The organism is Acinetobacter sp. YH01019 (assembly GCF_013420285.1).
GTDB lineage: Bacteria > Pseudomonadota > Gammaproteobacteria > Pseudomonadales > Moraxellaceae > Acinetobacter > Acinetobacter gandensis.
Map to the genome: position 1 here is coordinate 16840 of NZ_VOYM01000045.1, position 14676 is coordinate 31515.

A 14676-nucleotide genomic window follows, 5' to 3' on the forward strand; every position below is an offset into this window, starting at 1 on the left:
CTGATATTTTTTATGGATTGGATTGATGCTAATTTAGGCTATGCGCTCAGAGAAAATGTTCGTCTTACTCTCAATACAAAAAATTTACATATGTATATGAAACAATACAACTACTTATACGTATAACGTGAATATAAAATACCGCCTATAATGGCGCAAAACCAGCAGTGAGTGAGCACTATGCCTCTACTTGAAATTCAGCCTTTTAAACTTAAGTTCAATTTATCTTCCGTGCTGTATCTCTCACTTACGTGTACCACTTGTTTTATTAGTCATAGTGCTGGGGCACAAAGCATCAGTTATGCGCAAGCCGAACAAGAACTATTACAAAGCTCTTATAGCAACCAGGCCAATCAAGCCTTACAACAATCTGCCCAATTACAAGCGCAAGCCATGAAAGGCTTAGGTCTGCCTCGTGTAGACTTAAATGTCAGAGCATATGCTTTTCACAATGAACTTGATGTGCCCTTGGGCGCATTGAAAAATAATTTAGAACACACATTAAGTCAGGGGGTGAATAATAAAATTGATGAGACCTTGCCAAGCGATGTTGCTGTTCCACTAAAAGATGCATTACAACAACCGATTCGTGATGGTGTTGGACTGATTCCAGACTCATCTCAAGTGGTATTAGATGACCAAGTTATACGCCCGACTGTTTCAGTGATGATGCCCCTCTATACAGGTGGCCTCACGAGCAGTGCCAAAGAAATTGCGAATATCCAAGCACAAAGAAGTAAGTTAAACACCGAGCAACAACAAGACATTCAACGTTTTGAATTAATTCAGGCTTATTTTAATGTGCAACTGCAAAAAAAATTATTAGATAGTAGCCGTTTCAACTTAAAAGCCATGCAGCAACATTATGACAATGCTCTAAAAATGGAGCGACAAGGCTTCATCAGTAGAGGTCAGCGCATGCAGTTTGAAGTCGCAAAAAATAATGCACAACGTAGTGAGCAAAACACTGAAGCAAATTTGCGTTCTAGTCTATTTAAGCTCAATAATTTATTACAGAGTAGCGAAATCACTGATTTAACGACACCTTTATTTATTAATCAGCAGAATCATCAAAATCTCAATGCGCTACTCAAGACTTATCAGCAACAATCGAGTCTGATTCGTAAAATACAGATGGACACTCAACTTGCAAATGCAAATGTTAAAGCGCAAAGTGCAGCCAAAAAACCCAATGTATTTGCCTTTGGAGAATATAGTCTAGATGATAAGCAAAATTGGATTGTCGGGGTGGCTGCTCGCTATAATCTTTTTTCAGGCATCGACAAAAATAAAAATATACAAGCGGCAGAATTACAACGTTATGCCTCTGAACTCATGACTGAACGCACCAAACAAGAAATTGAAACTGTCATCTACGGTTCCTATAACGAACTGACATCGGCTCAGCAAAGTCATGCTTTGATACTGGCGAATATGCAGGCCGCACAAGAAAACCTAAGGATTCAACAATTGTCTTTCAAAGAAGATATGGGTACTGCAAGCCAAGTCATTGATGCACAAAATGCTTTGAATACATTGCAAAGTGACATGGCATTAAATGCTTATAAATATGTGATGTCACTCGCCACCCTATTACAGAGTCATGGCTCGATTGACCAGTTTCAAAGTTATGCCAATCAAGCACAAACTGATTTTATTCGTTAATTTAGACTGAGGGAAAAAAATATGAATCAGCAATCCACTGATAATACAAACACAACCTCAGCTGAAAACAATGAAAGAGCTGATGAAAAAATGTCGAATAAACAAGACTTAAACCAATCTTCAGAAACCATTGATTCCGAAGAAAAAACTGATAATGGCCTATTAGCAAACACAGAGCCTGTAAATAAATCAAAGAAAGGAAGCTCTCCTTCTCACGCAGAAGCAAGTACTGAACAGCCTACGCCGCCAAAGCAAAAATCCAATATGATTAAACTGATTATTGCGATTATTTTGATTTTACTGGTGGGCCTAATTGCATTTGGATTATGGAAAAGTTATCAACCAAAGTTAATTGAATTACAAGGCCGTGTAGAAGCTGAAACCATTCATGTCAGCACCAAAGTGCCAAGTCGAATCGAAGAAATTTATGTCCATGACGGTGAGAAAGTGCAAGCTGGGCAAGCCATGGTGCGGTTTAGTAGTCCTGAGGTTGAAGCAAAAAAACAGCAAGCCCTAGCGACACTTCAATCGGCACAAGCTTTATTATCAACCACTGAACGTGGTTCTCAACAAGAAAATATTGATAGTCTGTATGCTAATTGGCAAAGTCTTAAGGCACAACAACAACTTGCTCAAACGACGTTTCAACGTGGGCAAAATTTATTTAAGGAAGGTGTCATTTCTAGACAACGCCGTGATGAAATGCAAGCTGCTGCCATTTCATCAGCACAAATGACAGAAGCATCCTACCAACAATATGCACGTGCAAAACGTGGCAGTACCCCTCAACAGCAAAGCTCAGCCGAAGCACAAGTCAAAATTGCACAAGCTGCTGTAGATGAAGCTAATGCTTTAGAAGCTGAAACACAGCTGGTTGCGCCTTCTGCGGGAACAGTGTCTAAAATTTATGGCAAAGTTTCAGAACTGGTTGCTATGGGGGTGCCAGTTGTGAGCCTTCTACAAGATGATAGCTTGTGGATCAGTTTAAATGTCCGTGAAGACCAATATGCGCAAGTTTATCAAGCCAAATCATTAACTGGCTTTATTCCAGCTTTGAATCAATCTGCTGATTTCAAAATTGAGCATATTGAAGCTGAAGGTGAATTTGCCACCATTAAGACTACGCGCCAAACGGGTGGTTATGATATTCGCAGCTTTAAAGTTCAGCTTAAACCAGCTCAAAAAATCCCTGGACTTAAAGTTGGTATGAGTGTGCTGTTCAAAATTAAAGAGAACAACTAAATGTGGATGGGCATGCTACGTGAATTCCGCTATTTGATTCAGCATAAATGGGACTTGTGTATGGTTACACTCGCCCCTGCTTTAATCATACTTCTCTTTAGCAGCATGTTTTCCCAAGGCAAGCCTGAACACCTTGCAATTGCCATTATCGATCAAGACCAAAGCAGCTTAAGCCAAAATATTATTCGCTTTACAGAACTCAATCATGGTCTAAATGTCAAAGCGATTACTACCAATGTTAACGAAGCTGAACAATTAATTAATCAAACAAAAGTTTGGGGTTATATACACATTCCTGCGGGCGCAGAACAACGTTTGGTGCAAGCGAAGGATGCTCAAATAAGTATCGCCTATAATCAAAGCTATTTTAGTGTTGGCAACAGTATTTCTTCTGCAATGCTATTAAGTACTTTACAAGCGATGGCCGATTTCACTGGAAATCATTATTTTGAAAATAACATTCCTTATCTTGATGCCCCAACGCCGAATGTCAAAATTTCTCCCCTATATAACCCAGGCCTGAATTACGAGTTCTACCTAGAACCTTATATGATCCCTGCGATTTTACATTTGCTCCTCTGTTGCTGTGTGGCGTTTTCTGTAGGGCAAGAAATTAAAGCGGGTAAGTTACAAAATTGGACGCAAACGCAAAGTTTATCTCGTGCCTTAATCAGTAAAAATTTAAGCTATGTGCTGATTTTCAGTTTATGGACTTGGGCATGGATGTTCTGGTTAATCGAATTTCGTGGATGGTTCATTCAAGGCTCATTATGGATCATTCTGCTCGGTCAGCTATTCTTCTATAGTGCCTATGCATTTATTAGCTCGACTGTCGTTTTAGCAACCAAAGACCTAGCAAAATCTTTTGGCTTTATTGCAGTCTACGGTGGATCATCACTTAGTTTCGCAGGCGTGACCTTACCTTTAAACAATGCACCGATGTTCACCAAATTTTGGGCAAACATTATTCCCTATACACCTTATGCAAAATTACAAACAGAACAATGGGTGATTGGTAGTCCACTAAATATTTCGATAACTCCACTCATCACATTGATGATTTACTGCATGTTCTATTTTGGACTTGCGTGGTTCTTTCTTCGAAAAATCACCAAGGAGGCCGTGCAATGACATCCTTCTTTCAATTTTATATACAGACGTTTAGAGATATCTTTAAACATAGCTCTATATTTACCACTCTCGTACTGTCAGTATTTCTATATAGTTTTTTCTATCCAATTGCCTATCAAGCGGAACATGCCGAGTCACTGCCCATCATTGTGGTCGATGAAGAACAAAGCATGGTCACCAATCGGATTATAACGACTGTTGCAAATAGTCCTAACGTTGAAATACGTGCTATCACAGGCAATTTTGCAGAAGCTGAAAGCATGTTACGTAAGCAACAAGCCGACGGTATTTTACTTTTACCGAGTAACCTTTCCAACAGCATACGGCGGGGTGAAACAGGTGGCATCGGATTATATTTAAGTGCAGCGAACTTTCTTAAAACCCAAAAAATTGGCTTGGGTCTCGCAACTTCAATAGAAAATGCACTAGTAGAACATACTGAAAAATTTCAAAATATCTCTGAATTCAGCCCTGCACTATCCATTCATAAAATACCACTGTTCAATCCACTCTCCGGTTATGGCAGTTATATTTTCCCTGCGGTTGCCCCCTTAATTATTCATCAAACCATTTTGCTTGGTCTGTGTATGCTCATTGCGACCTATCGACAAAATCTTGCTTGGCGTACAAGTACCACACAATTTTGGGGAATCTTTTTTACGATCTTAACTATTGGTACGCTTGGCTGCTTGTACCTTTTCGGCTTTACCTTTTGGTTGAATGATTATCCACGTGGCGGCAACTTTTGGGGTATGGTCATTGCCGTACCGATTTTTTTAAGTAGTATCATTGCGATCACGCTATTTTTAGCGACTTATTTAGATATGCCTGAACGAGCTGGACATGTCATCGTTTTTAGCTCAATTCCACTTTTTTTACTTTCAGGAACAGCTTGGCCACATGCTGCAATGCCAATCTGGATGCAACATATAGCGCAATTATTACCCTCAACCCAAGGCATTCAAATGTTTATACAGCTGAATCAAATGGGTGTCCCAACTTATTTCATTATTCCAAAACTGATTTATTTAACTACTGTCGCAGCTGTATTTTTATGCCTTGCTTATTGGCGATTAAATCAAAGGAGAAATTAAGTAGCAATTGCAGCAATTTTTGAAGTTAGAACCTAGCTCTATGGTAAATGTGAAATAAAATGACTACATTGCCTAAATAGAATCAAGAACATAAATTTCATTTATTAAGATCAAGCAAATGCCTCATTTCATACAGAGTTAACTATAGGTGTTTACGCTGACTGTTGAGGCAGCTTCAACATGGTCTGCAAGGGTTACATCGTCAGATGTTGGTTCATTGACTAGAGCATCATCTAGTTCAGCAGTATCCGTTAATTTTTTATTTTCACGCTCAACCCAAAGTCCACGCACTTTATCACCACCATCATGCCCATCAAATACGATGCTCATATAGACGTCATATTGAGGATAGCTAAATTGATAAACCAAAGTTGTGGTTTTTCCTTCAGATAAATTATTCGTTGCCAATGTTCGTATTACGTCAACTTCTGATGTTTGCTCATCAGCAGGAATCATTAACTTCATCTGCTCGAACAAAGTTAAGTCCTTCCGCAGTGCGTCTTGTATATCTGGCTCAACTAAACTTAATAAGTCTGTTTGATTGGGTTGTTGCAATGCTGTATAGATTTTTTCTGCTTTATGCCGCTGCAAATTTGATTCTTCAGGTAAAGCTGCATCTATTTTATCAACTACGTAACTTCCTATTTTTTCACACGCTGTAATCGGTAGAATTAAACATGAAATGATTAAAAATTGTTTTAACACCTACTGGCTCCTTCTTATTTATTATTCAATCTTTAGATGAAATCTTAAATTTATATTCGGCTTAGAAAATAAGTAATTTAGCTGATTAATTTATTGCCCAATTATAAATCAAACTACTATATAAATTCTGTTCAATGTACCAATTGCTTTATTTTTTCCTCGTTTTTTCAAAAATGAAAATCTTCAAGACTGGTTATTAATAACTCATTTTTATTATATTCATAAATAAAAGTATAAATTTAAATCGTATTTCTAAATAAAAATGATAATTTAACAACCAATCAGTTGTTCATTCATTAAAAATATTAGCTGTATTCTCATATTAGCTGCAAAATATTCAAGTATTTATTCTCCCAAATTCTTCAGAAGCTTTTGCCAAGGCTGACTTCGTCTGTCTGCAGCATTTGTTTCATGGATGACTGTGGGCTTTTTTCCTCCCAAATCTGACATAAGAGCTTATGTATGAAAAAGATTAAGGTGAGCCTTGCTTGGCAAATCGTGATTGCTCTCATTCTAGGTATACTTGTTGGTTCTTTCCTACACTATTCTCCTGAATATCGTGATGCTTTAGTTAGTAACTTTCTAACCCCACTGGGTTCGATCTTTATTAACTTGATTAAGATGATCGTTATTCCACTTGTCGTTTCGATGCTTATTTTAGGTATTGCAAACACAAGCCATGGCAGCAACTTAGGTAAATTGGGTTTCAAAACGATTATTTATTTTGAAATTATTACCACTGTTGCCATTTTAGTCGGATTGATTGCAGCCAACGTATTCCAGCCTGGTGCCGGCATTGATATGTCTGCATTGACGCAAGTCGATATTTCAAAGTATCAAGAAACAACACATGAAGTGAGCGAACACTCTCATGGTTTGATTCAAACAATACTTTCACTGATTCCATCAAACTTCTTCGCTGCATTGACCAGTGGTCAGATGCTTCCAATCATTTTCTTCTCAGTGATGTTTGGCATCGGCTTAGGCTCATTGGATCAGGAAGTAAAACAACCGTTAATCAATGTATTAACTGCTGTTTCTGAAACCATGTTCAAAGTAACGCACATGATTATGCTATTTGCACCCGTAGGTGTATTCGGTTTAATCGCGGCAACGGTTGCGAACTTTGGTTTTAGTTCACTTGTTCCATTGCTGAAACTCGCTATTCTTGTATATGGCGCAATCTTCTTCTTCATTTTCATTGTTTTAGGTGCAGTTGCTAAATTCTGTGGATTCAGCGTTTGGGCAATTATTAAAATTTTGAAAGATGAATTAATTTTGGCTTACTCGACTGCAAGCTCTGAAACCGTTTTACCACGTATCATGGAAAAAATGGAAGCTTATGGCGCACCTAAGCCAATCACAAGTTTTGTCATTCCTATTGGTTATTCATTTAACCTTGATGGTTCGACCTTATATCAAAGTATTGCAGCAATCTTTATTGCGCAACTCTACGGCATTGATTTAACCATTACACAGCAAGTCATTTTGGTATTAACCTTAATGATTACTTCTAAAGGTATTGCAGGTGTTCCTGGCGTTTCATTTGTTGTACTTTTAGCGACTTTGGGTAGTGTTGGTATTCCACTTGAAGGTCTTGCATTCATTGCAGGTATTGACCGTATTTTAGATATGGCACGTACTGTATTGAACGTGATTGGTAACGCACTTGCGGTTCTTGTGATCAGTAAATGGGAAGGCCAATTCGATGCTGAAAAACAAAAAATTTATGAAGCTGAAATGAAAAAAGCGGCATAAATATTTGTCTCAAAAAAGGACGCTTCGGCGTCCTTTTTTTCATCTCAAAACTTTTATTCCAATTGTTTAATTCTTTTCACCAAAAACTGAAATATTAAAGTCACGAATTTTGCTACTGCCCGCAGGCTTGTCAAAACTCACATCGTACTGAACTAAGTTCTTATTGGTATAACCATATTCGTAGGTCACAGTATACAACGAAGGCTTATCTGTGGCTTTTTCAATATGCTTAGCCACAATGTTTTTACGTGAATATTCTTGATTTGGAATGCCACGTGCAAATTTACGCAATTCTTTTTCATTCTGTACAAACTTAGCTTTTAGCTCGGGCTCAAAATAAGTGTATAACTGATCAAAATTACCTGTACGCAACTCATCATAAGCCGCCTGTGCTACTTGGGCTTGCTCTTGACTTGGGTCAGGAATTGCATTTAACGCCTTTTGACCAATCTGATCACACCCACTTAAAGCTAGAAGTGAAACAACTGCAAAATATTTTAGTCTCATGTTGTACTCATATCGTATTAGCAAATTCACCGATAAAAAAGGACGCCGTAGCGCCCTCTTTTCAGATCTAGAACTTAGTCTTCTTCAGGCTCATTTAAGTCCGATTCATTTTCAGTTTGATCCATAATTGTTGAGTCATCAACTAATTGTTCAGTTTCGATCGCATCAACTTCCTCAAAAGTTTCATCTTCTTCAACTGCTTCAATCGAAACAACACCAACAAGAAGCTCTTCATTACCTAAACGGATCAGACGGACACCTTGTGCATTACGGCCAGTTTGTGCCACTTCAGATGCGCGAGTACGTACTAAAGTACCACCATCCGAAATCAACATCAGCTCTTTGGTCGAATCGATTGCCACTGCACCTACCAATTGACCGTTACGCTCTGAAGTTTTGATGGCAATAACACCTTTACCACCACGCTTCTTAGTTGGGAAATCGTCTACAGGGGTACGTTTACCGTAACCATTTTCAGAAGCACAAAGCACTTCACCTGTTTCTGGAACCACAACTAATGAAACAATACGGCTGATCAACGCTGAATCTGTAGTATCTTCATCATCCGAATCTACATCTGCATCTTCAACATCTTCTGATTGTGCTGCACCAATGGTTACGCGCATACCACGTACACCCTTGGCAGAACGACCCATTGAACGTACATCAGTTTCGGCAAATCGAATTGCTTTACCTTCATTTGAGAACAACATAATTTGTTGCTCGCCATCGGTAATTGCGACACCAATTAAAGTATCATCGCCATTCAATTCAATCGCACGTAAACCGTTTGAACGAACATTAGAGAATTGTTCTAGTTCAACACGTTTAATCGTACCGTATTCAGTCGCCATGAATACATAGAAGTTTTTACGAACCGCTTCAGCTTGTTGTGCGAAGTCATTGATGATTTCATCATCAAGATCAGTGGTAGAAAGTTCTAAACCAAGCTGTTTCAACTGAACTCGTAATGCATCAGACAAGTCATCTGCACCATCTTCAATTTCAGCCAATGCTGCTTCAAGCTCAACGAAATGACCATTAATCACTTCATTGCTTTGAAGTTGTTCGCTATTTGCTTTTACGAAAGCTTTAAAGTCCGCTAAACGCTCTTTAAATTTCTTCGGTGCGTCAATCACAGGTAAAATTGCTGTAATTGTTTCATTATCATCCAGTGGCAATAAGTTCACCATTGGGCGACCTTTAGCACCACGTGATGCTTGTGGCACTTCATACACTTTCAGACGGTACACTTTACCAACATTGGTAAAGCAAAGTACTGTCGCATGGTTAGACGTCACAATCAGATGCTGAATGTAATCATCTTCTTTCATGCTAGTCGCAGACTTACCACGGCCACCACGGCGCTGTGCAGCGTAATCTGACAATGGTTGAGTTTTCGCATAACCTGATTTAGAAACGGTTAACACCATTTGTTCTTCAGGAATCAAATCTTCACGAGAGAAGTCGATGCGAGATTCAACAATATCGGTACGACGCGCATCACCATATTGCTGAAGAATTAACGCTAACTCTTCACGAATCACGTTCATCAATAGGTTGAAGTCATTCAAGATTGCAGTGTATTCAGCAATTTGACCTAGAATTTCGGTATATTCAGCGTGTAATTTGTCTTGTTCAAGACCCGTTAAACGATGTAAACGCAATTCTAAGATCGCGCCCACTTGAGTTGGAGAAAGACGGTAAATATCACCATCAATACCAAACGGACGGTTTGGATCTTCACCTTCAATTTCATCAGGACGAACTGAAACAGAACCCGCTTTTTCAAGAAGTGCTGAAACGCTACCCGCTGCCCACTCACCTGCTTGTAAACGCTCACGCGCTTCAGCTGGGTTTGCAGAAGTTTTAATCGTTTCAATAATTTGGTCAATGTTAGCTAAAGCAACCGTTAAACCTTCTAAGATATGACCGCGTTCGCGTGCTTTACGCAATTCAAACATCGTACGACGTGTAACCACTTCCTGACGATGGCGGATAAATGCAGCAATAATATCTTTGAGGTTCATCAACTTTGGTTGGCCATTATCTAGACAAACCATGTTGATACTGAATGAATTTTCCAGCTGCGTATTTTGGAATAGATTATTCACAATCACTTCAGCGTTTTCACCACGCTTCAAGTCAATTGCAATACGCATACCGTCTTTATCAGATTCGTCACGAAGCTCAGAAATCCCTTCGAGTTTTTTCTCTTTGACTAACTCAGCAATACGTTCGATCGTTTTTGCTTTGTTCACCTGATAAGGAATTTCAGTAAATACAATTGTAGTACGACCCGTTTTTTGGTCTTCTTCAAAATGGTATTTACCACGAATATGTAGACGGCCTTTACCTGTACGGTAAGCATCAACAATACCTGATTTACCGTAAATGATACCGCCAGTAGGGAAATCAGGGCCTGAAATATGCTGCATCAAACCTTCGATGCTGATTTGTGGGTCATTGGCATAAGCAAGACACGCATTGATGACTTCAGTCATATTATGCGGTGCCATGTTAGTTGCCATACCAACAGCAATACCGGTTACGCCATTAATCAATAGATTAGGAATGCGTGTCGGCATGACTTGTGGGATACGCTCAGAACCGTCGTAGTTGTCTTCCCACTCTACTGTATCTTTTTCAAGATCTGCCAGTAACTCATGAGTGAGTTTGCGCATACGTACTTCGGTATAACGCATTGCTGCTGCACTATCACCATCGACCGAACCGAAGTTACCCTGACCATCGACCAATTGATAACGTAAACTGAAATCTTGCGCCATACGAACAATTGTTTCGTATACAGCAGAGTCACCATGAGGGTGATATTTACCGATCACATCACCGACTACACGGGCAGACTTTTTGTAAGCTTTGTTGTAGTCATTGCCCAATTCGTGCATTGCAAAAAGCACACGACGATGAACTGGCTTAAGACCATCTCGGACATCTGGCAATGCACGTGACACAATCACGCTCATTGCATAATCGAGATATGAGCTCTTCAGTTCATCCTCAATGGCAATCGGTCTAATTTCCGATACGCTCATGCATACTCCTTGTTATACAAGCAGAATTCTGCCCGCATTTATATACCGTAAAATCTGTAAAAATCGGTTCAAAAAACACCGAACCAATATTAAAAATTAAGTCAGACAGTATAGCATAAAAACCCTTCTTTTTGTGCTAAACATCTTTCACTATAACCATGATTTTTTGTATTTATTTTAACCAAAACTGTGATTCAGACCTACAAAAAAGCCTCTGTTTATAGAGGCTTTTTTAAGACATATAAATTTCAGATTGAATGATCAAAATTCAGCAATTAAATGTGATAAAAATCACTCATTTTGATATTGAAGCTCATCTGCTGTGACATCTACACGGTCTTGTAACATCATTGGATAAGACAACAAAAATAATCCAATGATCAATGGGAATTCATAAACTTCTTCAATTAAGTCTTTATAGGCAACATCATGCAAAAATACAAATGACAAGACACGACTATGTTCAACTGTATCTGACACAAACAGCCCAAATAACACCAATATCAAAGCCCACACAGGTAAAGACATGGTCTTTAGCTTATGCGCTATTTCATGACGCAAATGTGGCGAAAACAACATGAAGACCACTGGTGCAATCAAGAATATTGAAATCATACGAAAATAAGGCTTTGGCACATCTGGAAAATAGTCACGCCCCCAACTTATGCTCCGCCCAAATAGTAAAATCCACCATGCAACGGCCCAAAGCCAAAATTGCTTTTTGCCATCTTCCATTTCGAGTGGACGCAGATAAAAGAAACTAAACACACCAAAGAAAAGCAATGGAAGTGCTTGGACCGACTCAACTGCTGTGACAGTCATTCCATCAAATAAAGGGAAAGAAATACTTTGCAAAAAAGGAAAAAAGTAGACAGCAGATCATCAGCACCAATGCACTTACTGGTAACTGAAAATCAAATTTCAAAAGGAGACTCCGCCAAAAGGCAAGATGAATAAAAATACAATAGTAACATTAAATATACAATTCATTAAGATTCATTTAAGTTTTTGAAGAATTACTCACAATCAAAATCAGTTAAGACACTGTGTAATAAAAGTTGTTTTAATTAATAAATTTTAATTTTTATATACTGATATTTTTCTTCATTCAAACTGAAATCAGTTTTTAAATTCCCTTTTAAAATTAAACCAAATAAAAAGCGCCCTTTGGCAAATATACCAAAGGGCGCTTTTAGAACGACGTTGTTAAATTAGATTTTAGAAACTAATTCAGGCACAACAGTGTTCAAATCACCTACTAACCAGTAGTCAGCTACTGAGTTGATTGGTGCTTCTTCATCTTTGTTAATCGCTACGATCACTTTAGACTCTTTCATACCGGCCAAATGCTGAATCGCACCTGAGATCCCTACAGCGATATAAAGTTCTGGCGCAACGATTTTACCCGTTTGACCTACTTGCATATCGTTCGGTACGAAGCCAGCATCTACTGCTGCACGTGATGCACCTTGTGCTGCACCAAGTTTGTCAGCTAGTGGATCAAGTACAGTGTGGTAGTTTTCGCCTGAACCAACACCGCGGCCGCCAGATACAACAATACGAGCAGCTGTTAATTCTGGACGTTCAGATTTCACGATTTCTTCAGAAATAAACTTAGAAATACCCGCATCACCTGTAGAAGCAGCAGCTTCAACCGCTGCAGAACCGCCTTCTGCAGCAACAGCATCAAATGCAGTACCACGAACAGTTGCAACAACAACTGATTCGCCTGATTCTACAGTTGCAATCGCATTACCTGCATAGATCGGACGTTTGAAAGTTTTAGGACCTTCAACAGCAATGATGTCAGTGATCATGCTTACATCTAAAAGTGCAGCCGCACGTGGAAGCACGTTTTTGCCAGTTGTTGTAGACGCAGCAAGAATATGTGAATAACCAGAACCTATAGACGCAACTAGTTTAGCTACGTTTTCAGCCAATTGGTTTGCATAAGCAGCGTCGTCAGCAAGTAATACTTTGCTCACACCCGCAACTTTAGCTGCTTGATCAGCAACTGCTTGCGCACCTGAACCAGCAACTAATACAGTGATATCACCACCGATTTTTTGCGCTGCAGCAACAACGTTTAAAGTTGCACCGTTTAGTGCTTTGTTGTCGTGCTCAGCGATAACTAAAATACTCATGATTTTTATCCTTCTGTATTAGATCACTTTCGCTTCGTTTTTCAATTTGTCTACAAGTTCGTCTACAGACTTCACTTGTACACCAGCTTTACGTTCTGCAGGAGCTTCAACTTTAACTGTTTTAAGTTTAGTTGCAGGAGAAACACCAAAATCAGCAGGCGACTTAGTATCAAGCGGTTTTTTACGCGCTTTCATGATGTTTGGAAGAGCTGCATAACGTGGCTCATTCAAACGTAAGTCAGTTGTGATGATTGCAGGAAGCGCTAGTTCAACAGTTTGTAAACCACCGTCAACTTCACGAGTTACTTGTACTTTGTCGCCTTCAACTTTAACTTCTGAAGCGAATGTACCTTGGCCTGCACCTAGAAGTGCACCAAGCATCTGACCAACTTGGTTAGAGTCATCATCAATTGCTTGTTTACCAAGAAGGATTAATTGTGGCTGTTCAGCATCAACAACACCTTTTAGGATTTTCGCAACTTCAAGCGCGCCTAATTGGCTGTCGTCAGCTTCAACAAGGATACCGCGGTCAGCACCAAGAGCCATAGAAGAACGGATTTGTTCTTGAGCTTCTTTAGGACCAATAGAAACAACAACGATTTCTGAAACAGTTCCTTTTTCTTTTAAGCGAACCGCTTCTTCCACTGCGATTTCACAGAATGGGTTAATTGACATTTTAACGTTAGTAAGGTCAACCCCACTATTGTCCGGCTTAACGCGAACTTTAACGTTGGCATCAACCACACGTTTTACAGCAACAAGAGCCTTCATGTAATCCTCGGCTGTTTTAGCAAAAGTAAATGTTGAGAAAAGTTATTTTAAACTCTTCACTTTGAATTTTTTAGGTGCCCTATCTTGCTATGTGGACGGCATTTCGGTCAAGTCACAATTATCGAAAGACCTGTAAAAAAGCGTAATTTCCTTGAACTTATCGTTCACATTTTTTAAATAATACATTACTGATCTGAAATCGCTCGGGATTTAGTTACTTTTTAGCCTTTGATTTTTATTATTTTTTTACTTGATTTGGTTCATCAATAGTTCTGATTTAATATTATTTTTCGATCAATCTTTCTGAAATAGAGCATTCTATCTACACATTCAGCAACATATCAGAACGTGTCATTTAAGACAGAAGCTTACAATTTTCCAAATATTAAGCCAAATTCGTAAATAACGAGCAGTTCTCAATTTCAAAAACCTAGTGAATGAAGCAAGTAAAAATGAAAAAACCTCCACATGTAGGATAATGCCAGTCAGTTAAGCAAAAAAAGTTAAAATGCTGTAAAAAGAGCGTATGTAAATACGCTCTTTTTTTATGAATTTATCTCAGAATCTAGATTTAACATTAAAACAAACCCTACCTTCACTTTC

At 38.8% G+C, this 14676-nt stretch carries 11 protein-coding genes; 5 read left to right on the forward strand and 6 right to left on the reverse strand.

Annotated features, from left to right (window positions below):
* Positions 1 to 180 precede the first annotated feature (180 nt).
* The 4 genes from FTT84_RS11130 (at position 181) to FTT84_RS11145 (ending at position 5132) form a co-directional block, all read left to right on the forward strand.
* Positions 181 to 1665: a TolC family protein gene (locus FTT84_RS11130; RefSeq protein WP_180057185.1), complete on the forward strand. Its 1485-nt coding sequence runs from the start codon at positions 181 to 183 to the stop codon at positions 1663 to 1665.
* Between the two features lie 90 nt (positions 1666 to 1755).
* Entirely contained in the window at positions 1756 to 2907 is a 1152-nt protein-coding gene (locus FTT84_RS11135; protein WP_373685015.1) for an HlyD family secretion protein, read from the forward strand.
* Positions 2908 to 4038, forward strand: a complete 1131-nt coding sequence (locus FTT84_RS11140) for an ABC transporter permease (protein WP_180057189.1) — start codon at positions 2908 to 2910, stop codon at positions 4036 to 4038. It begins immediately after the preceding gene.
* A complete protein-coding gene (locus tag FTT84_RS11145) occupies positions 4035 to 5132 on the forward strand; it encodes an ABC transporter permease (protein WP_180057191.1) in 1098 nt (365 codons plus the stop codon). Before FTT84_RS11140 ends, FTT84_RS11145 begins: the two co-directional genes overlap by 4 nt.
* 138 nt (positions 5133 to 5270) lie before the next feature.
* Here the strand turns inward: FTT84_RS11145 and FTT84_RS11150 are convergent, their stop codons facing one another.
* Positions 5271 to 5837, reverse strand: coding sequence for a hypothetical protein (locus FTT84_RS11150; RefSeq protein WP_180057193.1), 567 nt, complete (start codon positions 5835 to 5837; stop codon positions 5271 to 5273).
* A 462-nt stretch (positions 5838 to 6299) separates the two neighbouring features.
* Here FTT84_RS11150 and gltP point away from each other — a divergent pair, with 462 nt between their 5' ends.
* Positions 6300 to 7595 carry a glutamate/aspartate:proton symporter GltP gene (gene gltP / locus FTT84_RS11155; RefSeq protein ID WP_067765341.1) on the forward strand — a complete coding sequence of 432 codons (1296 nt, stop codon included), beginning with the start codon at positions 6300 to 6302 and terminating at the stop codon, positions 7593 to 7595.
* 66 nt (positions 7596 to 7661) lie between these two features.
* On the opposite strand, the gene FTT84_RS11160 is transcribed toward gltP, so the two are convergent.
* The 5 genes from FTT84_RS11160 to FTT84_RS11180 all read right to left on the reverse strand — a co-directional run bounded on the left by FTT84_RS11160 (position 7662) and on the right by FTT84_RS11180 (position 14073).
* Positions 7662 to 8102 (reverse strand): DUF3887 domain-containing protein, encoded by a 441-nt coding sequence (locus FTT84_RS11160; RefSeq protein ID WP_067765344.1) that lies wholly within the window; start codon positions 8100 to 8102, stop codon positions 7662 to 7664.
* Positions 8103 to 8176: 74 nt separating this feature from the next.
* The gene (gyrA, locus tag FTT84_RS11165; RefSeq protein WP_067765346.1) at positions 8177 to 11158 is read right to left on the reverse strand and encodes a DNA gyrase subunit A; all 2982 of its coding nucleotides are present in this window, start codon (positions 11156 to 11158) and stop codon (positions 8177 to 8179) included.
* Between the two features lie 291 nt (positions 11159 to 11449).
* A complete protein-coding gene (locus FTT84_RS11170) occupies positions 11450 to 11980 on the reverse strand; it encodes a hypothetical protein (RefSeq protein ID WP_306669491.1) in 531 nt (176 codons plus the stop codon).
* Positions 11981 to 12369: 389 nt separating this feature from the next.
* Positions 12370 to 13302 carry an FAD-binding protein gene (locus tag FTT84_RS11175; RefSeq protein WP_180057201.1) on the reverse strand — a complete coding sequence of 311 codons (933 nt, stop codon included), beginning with the start codon at positions 13300 to 13302 and terminating at the stop codon, positions 12370 to 12372.
* A gap of 18 nt (positions 13303 to 13320) precedes the next feature.
* Complete coding sequence (locus tag FTT84_RS11180; protein ID WP_180057203.1) at positions 13321 to 14073, reverse strand: electron transfer flavoprotein subunit beta/FixA family protein; 753 nt, start codon at positions 14071 to 14073, stop codon at positions 13321 to 13323.
* Between the last annotated feature and the right edge of the window lie 603 nt (positions 14074 to 14676).